Raw genomic sequence first — 20,783 nt, forward strand, 5'->3', positions numbered from 1 at the left:
GCGACGGGACAATGATGGGCGTCGTCTGGTCGCTTCTCGGCATCCTGTCCGGCGCCTTCATAGCCATTCAGGCGCCGATCAATTCGCAGTTGGCGCGCGGCCTGGGGCTCCCGGTCGCGGCGGCTGCGTTTTCGTTCCTGTCGGGCGCCATCGTGCTCGGCATCATTGCCGTCGCGGTGGTGAGACTGCAAGGCATCTCGCTCGACTGGAAGGCGCCCGCGCCCTGGCTGTTCATCGCCGGCGGCATGCTGGGCGGCTTCTACGTCACGCTATCCACCATCCTGACGCCACGCATCGGCGCCGCCGCCCTGATGGCGTTCCTGGTGGCAGGCCAGTTGCTGGCGGGCATGCTGATCGACCGCGTCGGGTTCCTCGGCGTCGCGGTTCGCGAAATCTCGCTCGGCCGCGTGGCCGGCGCGGTGCTGCTTCTGGCCGGGGCGCTGCTTATCAGGCTCTTCTGATGCGTGTCGATCTGTTCGATTTCGACCTGCCGGAAGACCGTATCGCGCTTCGCCCGGCAGAGCCGCGAGACAGCGCCAGGATGCTGGTGGTCAGGCCGGGCGAGGGGGTTTCGGACCGGACGGTCAGCGACCTGCCTTCCCTGCTCCAGGCCGGCGACGTGCTGGTCTTCAACGACACCAAGGTCATTCCGGCGCAGCTCAAGGGCATCAGGCGGCGCGGCGAGGCGGCGGCGCAGGTCGAAGCCACATTGCACATGCGGGTGGCGCCGGACCGCTGGCTGGCCTTCATGCGGCCGGGCAAGCGCGTTGCCGTCGGCGACCGCATCCATTTCGGCCATGACGGCAATTCCTGTTTCCTCGGCCAGCTTGACGCCACGGTGATCGAAAAGGGCGAGGCGGGCGAGGCGCTGCTCGGTTTCGACCTGTCGGGCCCTTTCCTCGACGAGGCGCTGCATGCGGTCGGCCACATCCCGCTGCCGCCCTATATCGCCTCGAAGCGCGACGACGACGAGCGCGACCGGGCCGACTACCAGACCATCTATGCCCGGGAGGAAGGCGCCGTCGCAGCGCCGACGGCCGGCCTGCATTTCACGCCCGAGCTGTTTGCCGCGCTCGACGCCAAGGGCATCGAGCGCCGCTTCGTCACCTTGCATGTCGGCGCCGGCACGTTCCTGCCGGTGAAGGCGGACGACACCGCCGACCATAAGATGCATGCGGAGGTGGGCTCGGTCAGCGAGGCAACTGCCGACGCGTTGAATGCGGCGAAGGCGAGGGGCGGGCGCGTCATTGCCGTCGGTACGACGTCGCTGCGCCTGCTGGAAAGCGCCGCACGAGAGGATGGCGTGCTGGCTGCATGGTCCGGGCCGACCGATATCTTCATTACGCCCGGCTACCGTTTTCGCACCGCAGACATGCTGATGACCAATTTCCATCTGCCGCGTTCGACGCTGTTCATGCTGGTTTCGGCGTTCAGCGGCCTCGAGACGATGCGCGCCGCCTATGCGCATGCCATTGAGCACGATTACAGATTCTACTCCTACGGAGATGCAAGCCTGCTTTATCGAGCGGAGATGAGCGATGGACGATGACCTCGACAGGCTGGACCGCGACAGTTTGATCGCCGAAGTCAAAAAATTGCGCGCCGGCATTCGCCAGCATCGCGATGCATCGGGGCACGATCTTTGCTGGCATCACCCCGATTTGTGGGAGCTGCTGCCCGAGAAGATCGATCCGGCAATCGCCGTGCCGCCCTGGCCAAAATTCATGCGCGGCTGCATCCACTATCGCCAGTCGCTGGACGAACAGGCTCCGGGCGCACCGGCACACGACAAGGAATTCAATGGCTGAGACGTTCACCTTCAAGGTGCTGGCGACCGAAGGCAAGGCGCGGCGCGGCCTGATCAGCATGCCGCGCGGCGAAATCCGCACGCCTGCCTTCATGCCGGTCGGCACCGGCGGCACGGTCAAGACGATGTACATGGATCAGGTGCGCGGCGTCGGCGCCGATATCATCCTGGGCAATACCTATCATCTGATGCTGCGGCCCGGCGCCGAACGTGTGGCGAAGCTCGGCGGCCTGCACGAATTCGCCCGCTGGCCGCATCCGATCCTGACTGACAGCGGCGGCTTCCAGGTGATGTCGCTGTCGAAGCTTCGGAAATTGACCGAGAAGGGCGTCACCTTCCGCTCCCATATCGATGGCGCTGCATACGAAATGTCGCCGGAACGTTCGATCGAGATCCAGGGCCTGCTCGATTCAGACATCCAGATGCAGCTCGACGAGTGCACCGCTTTACCCGCGGAGGGCAAGGAAATCGAGCGCGCCATGGAATTGTCGCTGCGCTGGGCCGAGCGCTGCAAGACGGCGTTCGGCGACCAACCCGGCAAGGCGATGTTCGGCATCGTGCAAGGCGGCGACAATGCGGATTTGCGCGTGCGTTCTGCGCAAGCGCTGAGCGCGATGGATCTGAAAGGCTATGCGGTTGGCGGCCTTGCCGTCGGTGAACCGCAGGCGGTCATGCTCGACATGCTCGACATCACCTGCCCGGAACTGCCTGATGACAAACCCCGCTATCTCATGGGCGTCGGCACGCCGGACGACATCTTGAAATCGGTGGCGCGCGGCATCGACATGTTCGACTGCGTAATGCCGACGCGGGCCGGCCGGCATGGGCTTGCCTATACAAGGCGCGGCAAGGTCAATCTACGCAACGCCCGCCATGCCGACGATCCGCGCCCCCTCGACGAGGAAAGCGACTGCCCGGCGGCACGCGATTATTCCCGCGCCTACCTGCACCATCTCGTGCGCTCGCAAGAGGCGCTCGGTGCGATGCTTCTGACCTGGAACAATCTGTCCTATTATCAGAAGCTGATGCAGGACATACGCGCCGCGATCGAGACCGGCACTTTCGAGGCACGCGCTGCCGAAATTACCGAGGGCTGGGCGAGGGGCGATATCCCGGCGCTGTGACGGTTCAGGTGCTCAGCGAATTCGACGCGCGCAGGCTGCAGCCGGTGATTTGGAACGTGCCGTCGGGCTGTCGCTCCAACGTGTAGACAGCTTCGTAGTCCTTGCCGTCAGGGCCGACGATCAGCACCTGCTGGATGATCGAGGTCGGACCCGTCCCCTCGACCTTGCCGAACGAGTAGCTCCGTGGGTTGCGCACCGGCGCGTAGCCGTTGGTCACCATGTTCATGAAGGTGTCGACGGTCGGGAAGATCCGCTTCACGTTTGGTGCGGCGAAGCTGTAGGCGGTGGCGCCGTCGTCGGCGAGGAACGCTTTCAGCTGGCCGTCAATGGCCGCTTGCGCCGCCTTGACCTCAGCCTCGCCGGCAAACACCGACGACGGCAGGAAGAGAGGAACGAATGCGAATGCGAAAAACGTGCGGCGCATAGCTGTTTCCGTTGTCTTTCGAGAACTTGCCTTCGAAAAATCCTGCCGTGCAGGCATCCTAACATACGTTTGGTGGCGCTTCAGGGTTTCACCGGCGGCGAATATTCAGTGTTGTCGCGGGACGAAGTCCAGGCAGCCTTGGCGGAATTGCGGGAGCGTGGCCAACGCCCCGAACTGGCTAAGTACCGTTCCAGTGCTTGAAAGCCCGCCTCCAGTCTGCCAGAAGGGCCGCTTGGATTGGACGTTTAGCAGGGCGAAGCCATGAAGGCGTTTTTCGTGCAGATCAAATGCGAGCTTGGCAAGTCGTATGAGGTTGCCAGCGCGCTCGCCGATGCCGAGATCGCCTCGGAAATCTACTCCACTGCCGGCAATTACGACCTGCTCGCCAAGTTCTATGTCGACGACGAGGAGGATGTCGGCCACTTCGTCAACGAGAAGGTGCAGATTCTCCCCGGCATCAAGGACACGTTCACCGTCGTCACCTTTCGCGCCTTCTAGCGTCGGAGCGCATTTGCCCGAGCATGAGGCAAAGCCTGACCAAGCCCGTATTTCAGCTGCCTCAATTTTAGGCAGGGGCGACATACTGATCGCCCGCATTCCTCAAATCACCGATTGCGCTTGATTTTCTCCAGCGGCGCCAGTGAAATGGCGTGACAGGGGAGTATGCGATTGGCAGCGTTCGATGAAATGCTTCCGGAGGTCTCCGGACTTAGAAGACCGTATTCGGCTTACGATCGCTGGCTGAAAGAGCAGGACCCGGCCAGGCTTACCGAGAAAATGCAGGACGCCGAACGCGTCTTCCGCAAAACCGGCATCACCTTCGCCGTCTATGGCGAGCAGGAAGCCTCCGAGCGACTTATCCCCTTCGACATCGTTCCGCGCATCATTTCTGGCAATGAGTGGCGCCGCCTCACGCAAGGCATCGAGCAGCGCGTGCAGGCGCTGAACGCCTTTCTCGACGATATCTATCACCGTCAGGAAATCCTGCGGGCCGGACGTGTTCCCCGCGACCTGATCGCCAGGAACGAAGCCTTCCTGCCCGAGATGATCGGGGTCAGGCCGCCCGCGGGCGTCTACACCCACATCATCGGCGTCGACATCGTGCGCATCAGCGAAAACGAGTTCTACGTGCTGGAGGACAATGCGCGCACCCCGTCGGGCGTTTCCTACATGCTGGAAAACCGCGAGACGATGATGCAGCTCTTCCCCGAGCTGTTCCAACAGATCAAGGTGCGGCCGGTGGAGAACTATCCGCAGCTTTTGCGCCAGTCGCTGGCGGCGGTGCGGCCGCAGAACGCCAAGGGCACGCCGACCATCGCCGTGCTGACGCCCGGCAGCTACAACTCCGCCTATTTCGAACATGCCTTCCTGGCCGATCAGATGGGGGTGCAACTGGTCGAGGGACAGGATCTGCGCGTGGTCGATGGCCATGTCGCGATGCGCACGACCGAAGGCTACAAGCAGATCGACGTGCTCTATCGCCGGGTGGACGATGCCTTCCTCGATCCGCTGACCTTCCGGCCGGATTCCGCGCTTGGCGTGCCGGGCATAATGGATGTCTACCGCGCCGGCAACATCACGATCGCCAATGCGCCGGGGACCGGCATCGCCGACGACAAGGCGATCTATTCCTACATGCCCGAGATCGTCGAATTCTACACCGGCCGCAAGGCGATCCTCGGCAATATCCCGACCTGGCGCTGTTCCGAGCCGGACAGCCTGAAATACGTGCTCGAACATATTGATGAGCTGGTGATCAAGGAAGTGCATGGCTCCGGCGGGTACGGCATGCTGGTCGGACCGGCGGCGACCAAGAAGGAATGCCAGGATTTTGCCAAGAAGCTGCAGGCCAAGCCGTCCAATTACATCGCCCAACCGACGCTGGCGCTCTCGACCTGTCCGATCCTGACCGAAAAGGGCCTGTCCCCGCGCCATGTCGACCTAAGGCCCTATGTGCTGGTCTCCGACCGTATCCAAATCGTGCCGGGGGGGCTGACGCGCGTCGCGCTCAAGGAGGGCTCGCTGGTGGTCAATTCCTCGCAAGGCGGCGGCACGAAGGATACCTGGGTGCTGGATGATTGAAAGAGCGAATAGCGAGTAGCGAGTAGGGAGTAGGGAGTAGGGAGTAGCGAATAGGGAGTAGCGAATAGGGAAGTAGGGAGTAGGAAGTAGGAAATGGGGAAAGAGGGGATACGACAACGATTAATTCCTACAGGGACCTTATTGTTTGGAAGGCGGCCCTAGCGTTGGCAGTGAATTGCTACGCGGCCACGAAAGGCTTTCCGAACAGCGAAGTATACGGAATGACCTCTCAGATACGACGCTCGGCGGCTTCCATCGCAACGAACGTCGCTGAAGGTCATGGACGAGAAAGTACAGGAGCCTTCATTCAGTTTCTTCGCGTGGCACAGGCTCCTTAAAGGAGTTGGAGACACATATCATCCTGTGTGGGGAGGTAGGATTGATGATCGAAGCGGAGGCCACCAACTTGCTTGGCCAGACTGACGAAATTGGGAAGATGCTGCGTTCGATGATCAGGAGCCTGCAACAGAAATCATGAAAATTTCTTTGCGCTATTCGCTACTCGCTATTCGCTATTCGCTCATCGGGGCACGTTGACATGCTTCTCGGCCGCACCGCCAACGGGCTCTACTGGATGAACCGCTATATCGAGCGTGCGGAAAACATGGCACGTCTGGTGGATGCCGGTTTGCGCATGGCGCTGACGCGCACCCAGAGCGCGTCGGAAGAGTGGAATTCGGTGCTGCTCAGCGCCGGCTCCGACGTCGCCTACACGCAGAAATACCAGGACTATACGGCGGCCGATGTAGCCGACTTCCTGTTGCGCGATGCGTCGAACCCGTCGAGTACGATGTCGTCGATCGAGACGGCACGCAACAATGCCCGCATGGTGCGCACCGCGCTGACGCGCGAGACCTGGGAAAGCATCAACGAGGCCTGGATGGCGCTGAAGCGCATGCTGGCAAGGCCGATCGACGAGCGTGACCTGCCAAGCGTGCTCGATGCGATCAAGCGCGAAACGGCGCTGATCCGCGGCTCGTTCTATGGCACCATGCTGCGCAACGAGATATTCGATTTCTCGCAGCTCGGCACCTATGTCGAGCGCGCCGACAACACGGCGCGCATCCTCGACGTGAAGTACTACGTGCTTTTGCCGTCGATCTCCTGGGTCGGCTCGACGCTCGACAATTACCAGTGGGAATCGATCCTGCGCTCGGTATCGGCGCACCGCTCCTACCGCTGGGTCTACGATGCCGACTACAAGCCGACCAACATCGCCGACTACCTGATCCTCAACGTGCGCATGCCGCGATCGCTGACCTTCTGCTATCGCTTCCTGGCCGAGCACCTGAAGTTCCTCGGCGACGACTATGGCGAGCGCCATGCCTGCCATGCGACGGCGGAAAAAACCCAGGCCATGCTGCGGGCAGGCTCGATCAAAGATATTTTCGACGCCGGTTTGCACGAATTCCTTGCCGGCTTCATTCGCGACAACACCAGGCTCGGCGACGAGATCGCGCAGGACTACAGGTTCTATTGAGGAGGCCATGCGGCTCAAGATCACCCATCGGACCGAATACCGTTACGATGCACCGGTGCATTACCTGCTGCAGCGGCTACGGCTGCTTCCGGTGAGCGGGCGGACGCAGACGGTGCTGTCCTGGGACCTGAAGGTGGACGGCGCGCGCGAGGAAGTGCGATTTACCGACCATTACGGCAATGACACCCGATTGTTGAGCGTCGAGGGTGACCATGATTTCATTACGGTCGAGGCATCGGGCGAAGTCGTGACGCGCGATACATCGGGCGTTTGCGGGCCGCATCAGGGCTTTGCGCCGCTCTGGCTGTTCGCACAGGAGACGCCTTTGACCATGATCGGCGACGGCATTCGCACACTCGCCGAGACGGCCGGCAAGGGCACCGACATCGAAAGACTGCACAGTCTGATGGCGATCATCTCCGAGCGGGTCGCCTACACGCCGGGCGCCACCAATGCGTCGACACCGGCGGAGGAGGCACTGGGGCTGAAAACCGGAGTTTGCCAGGACCATAGCCACATATTTGCAGCCACCGCGCGCGCCATGGGTTTTCCGGCCCGCTATGTCAGCGGCTATCTGATGATGGACGCCGCCGTAGAGCAGGCCGCAAGCCACGCCTGGGCCGAAGCGCATGTCCAGGGCCTCGGCTGGGTTGCTTTCGACGCCTCCAACGGTATTTCTCCCGATGAACGCTATGTGAAGGTAGCCATCGGCCGCGACTATCGCGACGCCTCGCCGGTTTCGGGAATTCGGCTTGGGCAGGCGGAAGAACAGCTTGCGGTCACGGTCACGGTAGAGCAGTAATCCCGCAAGGATTGACCGCCGGAAGAGTAATCATGACCTATTGCGTCGGCCTCAAGATCGATCGGGGGCTCGTGTTCATGTCGGACACGCGCACCAATGCCGGCATGGATTCGATCTCCACCTTCAAGAAGATGCATGTCTGGGAAGAGCCCGGCGAGCGTGTCATCGTGCTGATGTCGGCCGGCAATCTGGCGACGACGCAGGCCGTGATCAGCATGCTCGACGAGCGCCCGAAAGCAGTGGCGGATCGCCACGCGGCAGTGCTCGAAACGCCGTCCATGTACCAGACCGTGCGGCTGGTCGGCGAAACCGTCAAGGACGTCATCGCCCATTCCTCGCCCGCCGGCGACAAGGCCGATTCCTACTTCAACGCCTCCTTCATCCTGGGCGGCCAGATAAAGGGCAGCGCACCGCGCCTGTTCATGATCTATCCCGAGGGCAATTTCATCGAATCGACGGATGACACGCCCTTTTTCCAGATCGGCGAGACCAAATACGGCAAGCCGATCATCATCCGTGCCTATGAACGGTCTATGAGTCTGGCGGAGACCGTGAAGCTGCTTCTGGTGTCGTTCGATTCCACGCTGAAGTCGAACCTGTCGGTCGGGCTGCCGCTGGATCTGCTTTTCCTGGAAAAGGACGCCTTCCAGGTCGGGTTGAAGAAGCGGATCGGCCATGACGACCCGTACTACCGCACGATCTCCGAGGGCTGGTCGAGCGCCTTGAAGACGGCGTTTGCCAGTCTGCCGGATTTTCCGGGATAAGGACGCGCCGGATTTCTCCGGTGGCTGCAAATGCTTAACAGTGGTTTTTGACAACCGGGGCGAAGGGCGCTGGTGAAGCGATCATGTCGGGAGGACAGGATGAACAGTGATGATTTCCGGCAATGGTCGCGGCGGGCCGCTGACTGGGGCGCCGACTACCGCGAAACGCTGCGCCAGCGCCCGGTGCGGCCGCGGATCGAGCCCGGCGACATATTCAGGAGCATAGAAGCGTCGCCGCCCGAAGACGCGGAGCCGATGGACAGGATCTTCGCCGATTTCGAGGAGAAGATCGTGCCGGGCATGACGCATTGGCAGCATCCCCGCTTCTTCGCCTATTTTCCGGCCAACGCGGCACCAGTTTCTGTGGTGGCTGAGTATCTGGTCTCGGCGATGGCCGCGCAGTGCATGCTGTGGCAGACCTCGCCGGCGGCGACAGAGCTCGAAACGCGGGCTGTCGATTGGATGCGCCAGGCGCTCGGCCTGCCGGAAGGCTTTTCCGGCGTCATCCAGGATTCTGCCTCTTCGGCGACGCTGGCGGCGGTGCTGACGATGCGCGAACGCGCGCTCGACTGGCAAGGCAACAAAAAGGGCCTGGCGGGGCAGGCGCGGTTGCGCATCTATTCGTCGGATCAGGTGCATACCTCGATCGACCGGGCGATCTGGGTGGCCGGCATTGGCGAGGACAATCTCGTGCGCATTCCAGTCGCCGGCCGCTTTCGCGCCATGGACATAGCGGCCCTCGAGGCGGCGATCGTCGCCGACAAGAAGGCAGGACTGCTGCCCGCGGGTATCATCGCCTGCGTCGGCGGCACCAGCACTGGCGGCACTGACGATATCGCCGGCGTCGCCGCGATCGCCAAACGCCACGGGGTCTATCTTCACGTGGATGCCGCCTGGGCGGGATCGGCGATGATCTGCCCGGAATACCGGCATTTCTGGGCTGGTGTGGAGCAGGCGGATTCCATCGTCTTCAACCCGCATAAATGGCTGGGCGCACAGTTCGATTGCTCGATTCAGTTCCTGCGCAACCCCGAAAGCCATGTCAGGACGCTCGCCATCAAGCCGGATTATCTGAAGACGCACGGTCATGACGGCATCATCAACTATTCCGAATGGTCGGTGCCGCTCGGACGCCGCTTCCGCGCGCTGAAACTGTGGTTCCTGCTGCGCGCGCATGGGCTGGAAGGCCTGCGCACGATGATCCGCAACCACGTCGCCTGGAGCGAAGGCCTGGCAGCGCGCCTGGCCAGCGAGCCGGATTTCGAGATCGTCACCGAGCCGATGCTGTCGCTGTTTTCGTTCCGGCACAAGGCGGAGGGAGCCGATGCCGACGAACACAATCTCCGGCTGGTCAATGCGATCAATGATGACGGACGCATCTACCTGACACAGACCAGGGTGAACGGGCGCGTCGCCATCCGCTTCCAGGTCGGCCAGTTCGAGGCGACCGCGGCGGATGTCGATTCGGCTTTTGCCTCCATCACCGAAATCGCGCGCGGACTAACCTGAACCGGCTGAGTCGAACTGCGACGAAGTTTGCCTTTGCTATCATGCAGTTTCCATTAGCCGGCTCACGCCTTTTCATTGCTTTCGTTTTCGTCTATGGTCAAGAAAAACGAAAGCAGAAGGTCTTCAGATGTATCTGTCGCCGCGCCATGCCGAAATCGTCCAAATGGCCAAGGATCATGGCCGCGTTCTGGTCGACGATCTGGCCACCCACTTCAACGTCACGCCGCAAACCATCCGCAAGGACCTCAACGATCTTTGCGACCAGCGGTTGCTGTCGCGCATCCATGGCGGCGCCCTGTTTCCTTCCGGCATCGAGAACATGGAGTACGAAGCCAGGCGCAAGATCGCCGCCGAGGAGAAGGAGGCGATCGGTAGCGCCGCCGCCAGGCTGATCCCGGACAACGCCTCGTTGTTCATCAACATCGGCACCACGACGGAGTCGGTCAGCAAGGCGCTGCTGGACCACAGCGGCCTCATGGTCATCACCAATAACATCAATGTTGCCAACAGGATGCGCATCTATCCTTCAATTGAGGTGGTGATCGCGGGCGGGGTGGTCCGCGGCTCGGATGGCGGCGTTGTCGGCGAGGCGGCGGTGGATTTCATCAGGCAGTTCAAAGTCGACTACGCCGTCATCGGCGCCTCGGCAATCGACCATGACGGCGCCTTGCTCGATTTCGATTTCCGCGAGGTCAAGGTCGCGCAAGCCATCATCGCCAATGCCAGGCACGTCATCCTGGTATCCGACCGGACCAAATTCGAGCGCACAGCGCCGGTTCGCATCGGCCATCTGTCGCAGGTCAACACCTTCATCACCGACCGCTGCGATATCCCCTCGGTGCGCAAGATCTGCCAGGAGGCCGAGGTTCAACTGATCGAAACCTCGCTCGATTGAGGATGTTGGAGCGCTTTCACGGGCTTGTGATATTTCGTTTGACATTCGTTATGAGTTCGAAATAATCCCGCCACGGTTTCGCAAAAGAGCCAAATGGTGCATTGCGAAATTGCTGGAGGAATTGGTGGACGCATCTTCGATCCGTGACATTTTCGTCATAGGCGGTGGCATCAATGGCTGCGGCATTGCCCGTGATGCCGCCGGCCGCGGGTTTTCGGTATTTCTGGCCGAGATGGATGATCTCGCCAGCGGAACCTCCTCAGGCTCGACCAAGCTGATCCATGGTGGCCTGCGCTATCTCGAATTCTACGAATTCCGCCTGGTGCGCGAGGCGCTGATGGAACGCGAGGTGCTGTGGAAGAACGCGCCGCACATCATCTGGCCGATGCGCTTCGTGCTGCCCTATGCCAAGGGCCTGCGTCCGGCTTGGCTGATCAGGCTCGGCCTCTTCCTTTACGATCACATTGGCGGGCGCAAATTGCTGCCGGCGACCAGGACCCTGGACATGGCTACCGACCCTGCCGGCAAGCCATTGAAACCATTGTTCAAGAAGGCCTTCGAATATTCCGATGGCTGGGTCAACGATGCGCGGCTGGTGACGCTGAACGCGCGTGACGCCGCCGACCGGGGCGCGACCATCCGCACCCGCACCAAGGTGGTCGGGGCGCGCCGCGAAGGCGGGCTGTGGACGATCAGGATCGAAAATCTGCGGACTGGCGAGACCGAAGAGGTCAAGGCGCGGCTGCTGGTCAATGCCGCCGGCCCCTGGGTTGATCATGTGCTTTCCGGCGTCGTCGGCCTCAACGATGTGCACAATGTCCGCCTCGTGCAGGGCAGTCACATCGTCATCGCGAAGAAATTCGACGATCCGCGCGCCTATTTCTTCCAGAACAAGGATGGCCGCATCATCTTCGCCATTCCTTACGAGGACGAGTTCACGCTGATCGGCACCACCGACCAGGACTATCCCGGCGATCCGCACGACGTGAAGATCAGCGACACCGAGATCGACTATCTCTGCGCGGCGGCAAGCGAGTATTTCGCCCAACCCGTCAAGCGCTCGGATATCGTCTGGACCTATTCGGCCGTGCGTCCGCTCTACGACGATGGCGCTTCGAAGGCACAGGAGGCGACACGCGACTATGTGCTGAAGGCCGATGGCGGCGAGGGCACAGCCCCGATCGTCAACACGTTCGGCGGCAAGATCACCACCTATCGCCGGCTGTCGGAATCGATGCTGGAGAAGATCGAAGGCTTTCTCGGCAGGCGCGGCAAGCCGTGGACGGCAAATGCGCCGCTGCCGGGCGGCGATTTCGCGGCGACCGGTTTTGATGCGCAAGTGGCGAGGCTGAAGAGCGCCTATCCCTTTCTCGACCAGCGTTTGGCGCGCCGGCTCACGCGGCTCTACGGCACGCGCGCGCAGATGCTGCTTGGCCTTGCCAAATCGAATGCCGACCTCGGCCGCAATTTCGGCGCCGACCTTTACGAGGCCGAGGTGCGCTACCTCGTCGAGAACGAATGGGCCGTCACATCGCAAGATGTGCTGTGGCGCCGGACCAAGCGCGGCCTGCATTTCAGCCGCGAGCAGACGGCGGCGTTGGATGAATTCATGCGCGGCATAAGCCGCCGCCACGTCGCGGCCGCGGAATGAAGGGCTGCTGATGCACAAGGCCTGGGAGGAGGCATCATGCTGGAACTGAGGAACGTCACCAAGACGGTCGGCGCGGTGGAGCATATCCGCGACGTGTCGCTGACGCTCCAGCATGGCTCGCTGAACGTGCTGCTCGGGCCGACGCTGTCCGGCAAGACCAGCCTGATGCGGCTGATGGCCGGCCTCGACGCGCCGACTTCCGGCTCGGTCTGGTTCGACGGCAAGGACGTCACCGGACAGCCTGTTCAAAAGCGCAAGATCGCCATGGTCTACCAGCAGTTCATCAACTACCCCGCGATGAGCGTCTACGAAAACATCGCTTCGCCACTGCGGGTAGCGGGCGTCGAGAAGGCCAAGATCGACAGTCAGGTGCGTGAAGCCGCTGCCCTGCTCAAGCTGACGCCCTATTTGGACCGCACGCCGCTCAGCCTGTCCGGTGGCCAGCAGCAGCGCACCGCGCTGGCGCGCGCCATCGTCAAGAACGCAAGCCTGGTGCTGCTCGACGAGCCGCTCGCCAATCTCGACTACAAGCTGCGCGAGGAATTGCGCGCAGAACTGCCGAGGATCTTCGCCGCCGCCGGCACCATCTTCGTCTATGCCACGACCGAACCGCACGAGGCGCTGCTGCTCGGTGGCAACACGGCGACGCTGTCGCAAGGCCGCATCACCCAGTTCGGCCCGACCATCGAGGTGTTCCGCAAACCGGTCGACCTGGTGACGGCCAGGACCTTCGCCGATCCGCCGCTCAACACGATCGTGCTGGCCAAGAACGGGCCCGATTTCCTGCTGGAGGGCGGCGTCAAGCTGCCGGTGCCGCCGGAACTTGTCGGCATTGCCGACGGCAATTACACGATCGGCTTCCAGCCGCACCAACTGTCGCTCGAGCGGCCGAATGCGAGAGCCGTGCCGGTGCGGGCAAAGGTCACCATCACCGAGATCACCGGCTCGGAAAGCTTCATCCATCTTGATTTCGCCGACGCGCGCTGGGTGATGCTGACCCATGGCATCCGCGATTTCGAGACCGACGACGTGGTCGAAGTGTTCATCGACCCGCGTCACATCATGGTTTTCGACCAGCACGGCGTCGCCGTGGCCGCGGCAAAGCTGGCGGCCTGAGGAGAAAACGATGGCGCGCATCGACGTCAACCATGTCAGGCACTCATATCTGCCGAACCCGCGTACCGATGCGGATTTCGCACTGCGGGAGGTGCACCACACTTTCGAGGACGGTGGCGCCTATGCGCTGCTAGGCCCATCCGGCTGCGGCAAGACCACGCTGCTCAACATCATTTCCGGCCTGCTCCACCCCTCGCACGGCCAATTGCTGTTCAACGGCAGGGATGTCACGCGACTGTCGACGCAGGAGCGCAACATCGCCCAGGTGTTCCAGTTCCCGGTCATCTACGACACGATGACCGTCTACGACAACCTGGCTTTCCCGCTGCGCAACCGCGGCGTTCCGGAGGCCGACGTCGACCGCAAGGTGCGCGAGACGCTCGACATGATCGACCTGGCAGACTGGGCCAGGAAGAAGGCGAGGGGCCTGACCGCCGACCAGAAGCAGAAGATCTCGCTCGGCCGCGGACTGGTGCGCTCGGATGTCAATGCGATCCTGTTCGACGAGCCGCTGACCGTCATCGACCCGCACATGAAGTGGGTGCTGCGCTCGCAGTTGAAGCAGCTTCACCGCCGCTTCGGCTACACCATGGTCTATGTCACGCACGACCAGACAGAGGCGCTGACCTTCGCCGACCAGGTGGTGGTCATGTATGATGGCGGCATCGTGCAGATCGGCACGCCGGCCGAGCTGTTCGAGCGGCCGCGCCACACCTTCGTCGGCTACTTCATCGGCTCGCCCGGCATGAACGTCATGCCGGTAGCGATCGATGGCAAGACGGCGACGCTTGGCTCCCAGCGCATCCAATTGCCAGGCGCGCCGAAGGCCGGAAGCGGCGTCGTCGAACTCGGCATCCGTCCTGAATATGTCAGGCTTGGCCGCGATGGCATGGCCGTCCACGTCAGCAAGGTCGAGGATGTGGGCCGCCACAAGGTCGTGCGGGCCAGTCTGGAAGGCCGCGAGATCGCCGCCGTCATCGGCGAGGACGAAACCGTTCCCGCCGATCCAAAAGTGCGGTTCGATCCGGCCGGAATCAACATCTACGCCGATTCCTGGCGTGTCGAGATGGGGGCGTAAATGGAAAAGCCCTGGAATAACAAGGCCTGGTTCCTCGTGCTGCCGATGCTCGTGCTGGTGGCGTTCTCGGCCGTCATCCCCCTGATGACCGTCGTCAACTACTCGGTACAGGACACGTTCGGCAACAACGTCTTCTTCTGGGCGGGGACCGAATGGTTCGAGGAGTTGCTGCATTCCGATCGCTTCTGGGAAGCCATGGTGCGCAACCTGATCTTCTCCTTCATCATCCTGGCGATCGAAGTGCCGCTCGGCATTTTCATTGCCCTCAACATGCCCAAAAGGGGCTGGGGCGTGCCGGTCTGCCTGGTGCTGATGGCGCTGCCGCTCTTGATCCCGTGGAATGTCGTCGGCACCATCTGGCAGGTGTTCGGCCGCAACGATATCGGCCTGCTCGGCTACTACGTCAACGCGATCGGCATCGACTTCAATTACGTGCAGGATCCGTTCGACGCCTGGGTTACCGTCATCATCATGGACGTCTGGCACTGGACCAGCCTCGTCGTGCTGCTCTGCTATGCCGGCCTGGTCTCGATCCCCGACGCCTTCTACCAGGCGGCCAAGATCGATGGCGCCTCGCGCTGGGCGGTGTTCCGCTACATCCAATTGCCGAAGATGAAGCGCGTGCTTCTGATCGCCGTGCTGCTGCGTTTCATGGACAGTTTCATGATTTACACCGAACCCTTCGTCGTCACCGGCGGCGGTCCGGGCAATTCGACGACCTTCCTGTCGATCGACCTCGTCAAGACCGCGCTCGGACAGTTCGACCTCGGTCCGGCGGCGGCGATGTCGCTGGTCTACTTCCTGATCATCCTGTTGTTGTCGTGGGTGTTCTACACCGTCATGACCAACTACGACGCGGAGCGCTGATATGGCCGGCGCCAACGAACGCACCGAGCGCAACCTGGTGAACGGGACCGCCGCTTCGGAAAGACTCGCCAGTTCGCTGTCGCAAAGTGAGCTGGACAGGCGCATGCGCCGCCGTGGCGAGGAATCGCGCTGGTGGTGGATCGTGCCGACGCTCTACATCATCGTCCTGCTGCTGCCGATCTACTGGCTCATCAATATGAGCTTCAAGACCAATGCGGAGATCGTCAATTCGCTGACGCTCTATCCGCATGCGCCGACGCTGCGCAACTACACCATCATCTTCACCGATGCGTCGTGGTATTCGGGCTACATCAATTCGATCACCTATGTGGTGATGAACATGGTGATCTCGGTCGCCGTGGCGCTGCCGGCGGCCTATGCCTTTTCGCGCTACCGGTTCCTCGGCGACAAGCATCTGTTCTTCTGGCTTTTGACCAACCGCATGGCCCCGCCGGCGGTGTTCGCGCTGCCATTCTTCCAGCTTTATTCGGCATTCGGCCTCATCGATACGCATATCGCGGTGGCGCTGGCGCATTGCCTGTTCAACGTGCCACTGGCGGTGTGGATCCTTGAGGGCTTCATGTCCGGGGTGCCGAAGGAGACCGACGAAACGGCCTACATAGACGGCTATTCGTTTCCGCGTTTCTTCGTGAAGATATTCATGCCGCTGATCGCCAGCGGCATCGGCGTCGCCTGCTTCTTCTGCTTCATGTTCTCATGGGTGGAACTGCTCATCGCCCGCACGCTGACCACCACCGATGCCAAGCCGATCGCCGCTACCATGACCCGCACTGTGTCGGCGTCGGGAATGGACTGGGGCCTGCTCGCTGCAGCCGGCGTGCTGACGCTGATCCCCGGGGCGCTCGTCATCTGGTTCGTCCGCAACTACATCGCCAAGGGCTTCGCCCTGGGGAGGGTGTGACCATGAACCTCGACTTCTCCTGGATGGCGTGGACCTGGCCGACGGCCGCCTTCTTCGCCGTCATCGCGCTGCTGCTGGTTGGCATGGGTGTCTGGGAATATGCCTCGCCGGGCGGCAATCCGCGCATCGGCGTGCTGCGTTTCAAGACGACGCGCGGCGACCGTCTCTTCGTTTCGCTGCTTGGCAGCGCCTTCATCCATCTCGCTTGGCTGGGTCTTGTCGGACCCAGTCTGTGGTGGGCTCTCGCTCTCTCCGTGGTCTACGCCATCGGCGTCTTCCGCTACGCATAGAGGGGGAAACTGTTGGAGCGGCCGCTTGCTGGCGACCGCTCCAGATCGCACTTGAAATCTTTTCAAAACGTGGAGGAAACACAATGCGACGGCAATTTTTAACATCGACCACCGCCCTTGTCCTGCTGCTCGGCGTGGGCAACGCCTACGCCGGCATGGACGAGGCAAAAGCTTTCCTGGACAAGGAAATAGGCGATCTGTCGACGCTTTCGCGCGCCGATCAGGAAAAGGAAATGCAGTGGTTCATCGATGCGGCCAAGCCGTTCGCCGGCATGGACATCAAGGTCGTGTCGGAAACCATCGCCACCCACCAGTATGAATCGCAGGTGCTGGCGCCGGCCTTCACCGCCATCACCGGCATCAAGGTCACGCATGACGTCATCCAGGAAGGCGACGTCGTCGAGAAGATCCAGACCCAGATGCAGACCGGCCAGAACCTCTATGACGGCTGGGTCAACGATTCCGACCTTATCGGCACGCACTGGCGCTACCAGCAGGTGCGCAATTTGACCGACTGGATGGCGGGCGACGGCAAGGACGTCACCAATCCGAATCTCGATCTGAAGGATTTCATCGGCACCTCCTTCACGACCGCGCCAGACAAGAAGCTCTATCAGCTTCCCGACCAGCAGTTCGCCAACCTCTACTGGTTCCGCTACGACTGGTTCAACGACGAGAAGAACAAGGCCGACTTCAAGGCCAAATATGGCTACGATCTGGGCGTTCCCGTCAACTGGTCGGCCTATGAGGACATTGCCGAGTTCTTCACCGGCCGCGACGTCGACGGCAAGAAGGTCTACGGCCATATGGACTACGGCAAGAAGGACCCGTCGCTCGGCTGGCGCTTCACCGATGCCTGGCTGTCCATGGCCGGCAATGGCGACAAGGGCATTCCGAACGGCCTGCCGGTCGACGAATGGGGCATCAAGGTCGACCAGAACTCGCGTCCGGTCGGCTCCTGCGTGGCCCGTGGCGGCGATACCAACGGTCCGGCCGCCGTCTACTCCATCCAGAAGTATCTCGACTGGCTGAAGGCCTACGCACCGCAGGAAGCGCAGGGCATGACCTTCTCGGAGTCCGGCCCGGTTCCCGCGCAGGGCAACATCGCCCAGCAGATCTTCTGGTACACGGCCTTCACCGCCGACATGGTCAAGCCCGGCCTGCCCGTCATGAACGATGATGGCACGCCGAAATGGCGCATGGCTCCGTCGCCGCACGGCGTCTATTGGAAGGACGGCATGAAGCTCGGTTACCAGGATGTCGGTTCCTGGACGCTGATGAAGTCGACGCCGACCGACCGTGCCAAGGCCGCCTGGCTCTACGCCCAGTTCGTCACCTCGAAGACGGTGGACGTGAAGAAGAGCCATGTCGGCCTCACCTTCATCCGCGACTCCACCATTCACGACAAGAGCTTCACGGAGCGCGCACCTAAGCTCGGCGGCCTGATCGAGTTCTATCGCTCGCCGGCCCGCGTGCAATGGTCGCCGACCGGCACCAACGTGCCGGACTATCCGAAGCTGGCACAGCTGTGGTGGCAGGCGATCGGCGATGCCTCGTCGGGCGCAAAGAGCGCCCAGGAGGCGATGGATTCGCTTTGCGCCGAGCAGGAGAAGGTCATGGGCCGCATCGAGAGATCCGGCGTCCAAGGCGACATCGGGCCGAAGCTCGCCGAGGAACATGATCTCGCCTACTGGAACGCCGACGCGGTCAAGGCCGGCAATCTCGCTCCTCAGCTCAAGATCGAAAACGAGAAGGAGAAGCCGCAGACCATCAACTATGACGAACTGGTCAAGAGCTGGCAGAAGTAGGACTGTCCTATGCGGGCGCTCGCGCCCGTGTGAAATTCAGGGAGGCGGCACGTTGCCGTCTCCCTTCTTTGTATCATGGCGGAGGAAGTGCGAATGAATGGCTTTGTCCTGGCAATCGACCAAGGCACGACATCGACCCGGTCGATTCTGTTCGGCGGCGACATGAAAGTCGTCGGCAGCAGCCAGCAAGAGTTCACCCAGCACTATCCTGCTTCCGGCTGGGTCGAGCATGATCCGGAAGATATCTGGGCCAGCGTCGTGGCGACCGTGAAGGGCGCATTGAAGAATGCCGGGCGGGAGGCATCGGACGTCGCCGCGCTCGGCATCACCAACCAGCGCGAGACCGTCGTCATCTGGGACAGGGCGACCGGCAAGCCGATCCACAACGCCATCGTCTGGCAGGACCGGCGCACCGCGCCGCTGTGCCGGAAGCTGAAGAAGCAGGGGTTGGAAAAGACCTTCACCAGGAAGACCGGCCTGCTGCTCGATCCTTATTTCTCCGGCACCAAGATCGCTTGGATGCTGGACAAGGTGAAAGGCGCCAGGAAACGCGCCGAGAAGGGCGAATTGCTGGCCGGCACCATCGACAGTTTCCTGATCTGGCGTCTGACGGGCGGCAAGGTGCATGCCACCGACGCCACAAATGCCTCCCGCACGCTGATCTACAACATCGAGAACAACACCTGGGACGACGAGCTGCTGGCCATATTGAACATCCCGGCAAGGATGCTCCCTGAGGTGAAGGACTGCGCCGATGATTTTGGAATCACGCAGAAAAATCTCTTTGGCGCCGAGATAAGAATCTTCGGCGTTGCCGGCGACCAGCATGCCGCGACCATCGGCCAGGCCTGTTTCGAGCCCGGCATGATGAAATCGACCTACGGCACCGGCTGTTTCGCGCTGCTCAACACCGGCGCCGATCTGGTGCGCTCGAAGAACCGGCTGTTGACCACCATTGCCTACCGGCTGAACGGCAAGACCACCTATGCGCTGGAAGGATCGATCTTCATCGCCGGAGCCGCCGTGCAGTGGCTGCGCGACGGCATCAAGGTGATCGGCAAGGCTGAGCAGAGCGGCAAGCTGGCGGCCGAGGCAGATCCGACCCAGGACGTGTATCTGGTGCCGGCCTTTGTCGGGCTCGGCGCGCCGCACTGGGATGCCGAGGCGCGGGGTGCGATCTTCGGCCTGACCCGCAATTCGGGGCCGCCGGAGTTTGCCCGCGCCGCGCTCGAATCCGTGGCCTATCAGACGCGCGATCTGCTCGATGCCATGCGCAAGGATTGGAAGGGTACGGCGGCCAAGACGGTGCTGCGGGTGGATGGTGGCATGGTGGCATCCGACTGGACCATGCAACGGCTGGCCGACATTCTCGACGCCCCGGTCGACCGGCCGACCATTCTGGAGACGACCGCGCTCGGTGCCGCCTGGCTTGCCGGCTCGAAGGCGGGCGTGTGGCCGAAGGCGCGGGAATTCGCCAAGACGTGGGCGCTCGACCGGCGCTTCAGACCGGACATGGAACCATCGGTACGCTCGGCCAAGCTGGCGGGGTGGCGCGATGCTGTTCGCAGGACGCTAAGCGTGCCATAGCAAGGAGCGCTGTGAAAGGCTCGGCGACGGGGCGGGAAGGATGAAGCATCCAGACTGGTATCCAGCGTGGCGCGACGAGGCATTCGATGAACTGAAGGCCAAGAATACACGCCTGCGCGATTTCCGCCTCGGTAGCTGGTCCCGCTATGATTACGACTTGACGGCGGGCACGCTTCTTTTTTCGGAGGAAGGCGCGTCGTCAAGGTCGCCGCCGATCCAGGTTGCGGGCACCACGAGTGTCAGAGCCAATAACTGGCTCTGGGCCTGGGCAAACTCAAACTTGCCTGGGGAGGTCCTTGACGATGCGAAGCGGGTTCGATCCTTCGGTGAGGAGAACGGCATCGATGAACTGGCTCAGGCTTACGTGACCGATACCGACCACCTCGAAGCGCTCGGCTGGGGACTGACCGGCGCCACGGTCAGGATTTGCAATGCACTGGGAGCCTACCGCTCCCCGAGCGTCCAAGGCGGTCTGTATTTGATCTTGAAGACCATCAACTGGGCCAACTGATCACAACCTGTCTGTCGGTCTTTCGCCAGCCAGAGAAAGCCCGCGCCACATCCGGCACGGGCTTTG

General features: G+C 62.0%; 21 protein-coding genes and 1 pseudogene. 21 read left to right on the forward strand and 1 reads right to left on the reverse strand.

Annotation, left to right across the window (positions count from 1 at the left end; translation table 11 throughout):
- The first annotated feature begins 11 nt into the window (after positions 1-11).
- The 4 genes from FJ964_RS00535 to tgt are packed head-to-tail and all read left to right on the forward strand — an operon-like array spanning position 12 to position 2,931.
- Entirely contained in the window at positions 12-461 is a 450-nt protein-coding gene (locus FJ964_RS00535) for a DMT family transporter (RefSeq protein ID WP_140515312.1), read from the forward strand.
- Positions 461-1,549, forward strand: a complete 1,089-nt coding sequence (gene queA, locus FJ964_RS00540; RefSeq protein ID WP_140548257.1) for a tRNA preQ1(34) S-adenosylmethionine ribosyltransferase-isomerase QueA — start codon at positions 461-463, stop codon at positions 1,547-1,549. The genes FJ964_RS00535 and queA overlap by 1 nt, the downstream gene beginning before the upstream one ends.
- Positions 1,539-1,808 carry a hypothetical protein gene (locus FJ964_RS00545; protein WP_140548259.1) on the forward strand — a complete coding sequence of 90 codons (270 nt, stop codon included), beginning with the start codon at positions 1,539-1,541 and terminating at the stop codon, positions 1,806-1,808. The genes queA and FJ964_RS00545 overlap by 11 nt, the downstream gene beginning before the upstream one ends.
- A complete protein-coding gene (tgt, locus tag FJ964_RS00550) occupies positions 1,801-2,931 on the forward strand; it encodes a tRNA guanosine(34) transglycosylase Tgt (RefSeq protein WP_140548261.1) in 1,131 nt (376 codons plus the stop codon). Before FJ964_RS00545 ends, tgt begins: the two co-directional genes overlap by 8 nt.
- A gap of 4 nt (positions 2,932-2,935) precedes the next feature.
- On the opposite strand, the gene FJ964_RS00555 is transcribed toward tgt, so the two are convergent.
- Positions 2,936-3,355 (reverse strand): DUF4864 domain-containing protein, encoded by a 420-nt coding sequence (locus tag FJ964_RS00555; protein WP_140548263.1) that lies wholly within the window; start codon positions 3,353-3,355, stop codon positions 2,936-2,938.
- Between the two features lie 261 nt (positions 3,356-3,616).
- Here FJ964_RS00555 and FJ964_RS00560 point away from each other — a divergent pair, with 261 nt between their 5' ends.
- The 17 genes and pseudogenes from FJ964_RS00560 to FJ964_RS00640 all read left to right on the forward strand — a co-directional run bounded on the left by FJ964_RS00560 (position 3,617) and on the right by FJ964_RS00640 (position 20,717).
- The gene (locus FJ964_RS00560; RefSeq protein ID WP_010909609.1) at positions 3,617-3,853 is read left to right on the forward strand and encodes an Lrp/AsnC family transcriptional regulator; all 237 of its coding nucleotides are present in this window, start codon (positions 3,617-3,619) and stop codon (positions 3,851-3,853) included.
- Positions 3,854-4,024: 171 nt separating this feature from the next.
- On the forward strand, positions 4,025-5,437 hold the full coding sequence (locus FJ964_RS00565; RefSeq protein ID WP_181172323.1) for a circularly permuted type 2 ATP-grasp protein: 1,413 nt from the start codon (positions 4,025-4,027) through the stop codon (positions 5,435-5,437).
- Between the two features lie 164 nt (positions 5,438-5,601).
- A pseudogene (locus FJ964_RS00570) lies at positions 5,602-5,915 on the forward strand (four helix bundle protein).
- 60 nt (positions 5,916-5,975) lie between these two features.
- A complete protein-coding gene (locus FJ964_RS00575) occupies positions 5,976-6,917 on the forward strand; it encodes an alpha-E domain-containing protein (RefSeq protein ID WP_140548267.1) in 942 nt (313 codons plus the stop codon).
- A gap of 7 nt (positions 6,918-6,924) precedes the next feature.
- Entirely contained in the window at positions 6,925-7,719 is a 795-nt protein-coding gene (locus FJ964_RS00580; protein WP_140548269.1) for a transglutaminase family protein, read from the forward strand.
- A gap of 32 nt (positions 7,720-7,751) precedes the next feature.
- On the forward strand, positions 7,752-8,483 hold the full coding sequence (locus FJ964_RS00585; protein WP_140548271.1) for a peptidase: 732 nt from the start codon (positions 7,752-7,754) through the stop codon (positions 8,481-8,483).
- A gap of 99 nt (positions 8,484-8,582) precedes the next feature.
- Positions 8,583-9,992, forward strand: coding sequence for an aspartate aminotransferase family protein (locus tag FJ964_RS00590; RefSeq protein WP_140548273.1), 1,410 nt, complete (start codon positions 8,583-8,585; stop codon positions 9,990-9,992).
- Positions 9,993-10,119: 127 nt separating this feature from the next.
- The gene (locus FJ964_RS00595) at positions 10,120-10,887 is read left to right on the forward strand and encodes a DeoR/GlpR family DNA-binding transcription regulator (RefSeq protein ID WP_140515319.1); all 768 of its coding nucleotides are present in this window, start codon (positions 10,120-10,122) and stop codon (positions 10,885-10,887) included.
- 124 nt (positions 10,888-11,011) lie between these two features.
- Complete coding sequence (gene glpD / locus FJ964_RS00600; protein ID WP_140498798.1) at positions 11,012-12,538, forward strand: glycerol-3-phosphate dehydrogenase; 1,527 nt, start codon at positions 11,012-11,014, stop codon at positions 12,536-12,538.
- A gap of 36 nt (positions 12,539-12,574) precedes the next feature.
- On the forward strand, positions 12,575-13,654 hold the full coding sequence (locus tag FJ964_RS00605) for an ABC transporter ATP-binding protein (protein WP_140548275.1): 1,080 nt from the start codon (positions 12,575-12,577) through the stop codon (positions 13,652-13,654).
- 10 nt (positions 13,655-13,664) lie between these two features.
- The gene (locus tag FJ964_RS00610; protein ID WP_140498794.1) at positions 13,665-14,732 is read left to right on the forward strand and encodes an ABC transporter ATP-binding protein; all 1,068 of its coding nucleotides are present in this window, start codon (positions 13,665-13,667) and stop codon (positions 14,730-14,732) included.
- Positions 14,733-15,599 carry a sugar ABC transporter permease gene (locus tag FJ964_RS00615; protein WP_140548277.1) on the forward strand — a complete coding sequence of 289 codons (867 nt, stop codon included), beginning with the start codon at positions 14,733-14,735 and terminating at the stop codon, positions 15,597-15,599.
- Between the two features lies 1 nt (position 15,600).
- A complete protein-coding gene (locus tag FJ964_RS00620; RefSeq protein ID WP_140548279.1) occupies positions 15,601-16,521 on the forward strand; it encodes a carbohydrate ABC transporter permease in 921 nt (306 codons plus the stop codon).
- Between the two features lie 2 nt (positions 16,522-16,523).
- Positions 16,524-16,811: a DUF2160 domain-containing protein gene (locus tag FJ964_RS00625; RefSeq protein WP_140548281.1), complete on the forward strand. Its 288-nt coding sequence runs from the start codon at positions 16,524-16,526 to the stop codon at positions 16,809-16,811.
- An 83-nt stretch (positions 16,812-16,894) separates the two neighbouring features.
- A complete protein-coding gene (locus FJ964_RS00630) occupies positions 16,895-18,619 on the forward strand; it encodes an ABC transporter substrate-binding protein (protein ID WP_140548283.1) in 1,725 nt (574 codons plus the stop codon).
- Between the two features lie 93 nt (positions 18,620-18,712).
- On the forward strand, positions 18,713-20,206 hold the full coding sequence (gene glpK, locus FJ964_RS00635; RefSeq protein ID WP_140548285.1) for a glycerol kinase GlpK: 1,494 nt from the start codon (positions 18,713-18,715) through the stop codon (positions 20,204-20,206).
- A 40-nt stretch (positions 20,207-20,246) separates the two neighbouring features.
- Positions 20,247-20,717, forward strand: a complete 471-nt coding sequence (locus FJ964_RS00640; RefSeq protein WP_140548287.1) for a DUF6882 domain-containing protein — start codon at positions 20,247-20,249, stop codon at positions 20,715-20,717.
- The last annotated feature ends 66 nt before the right edge of the window (positions 20,718-20,783 follow it).

The sequence above is a fragment of the Mesorhizobium sp. B2-3-2 genome, assembly GCF_006442295.1.
In the GTDB taxonomy this organism is placed as follows: Bacteria; Pseudomonadota; Alphaproteobacteria; order Rhizobiales; family Rhizobiaceae; genus Mesorhizobium.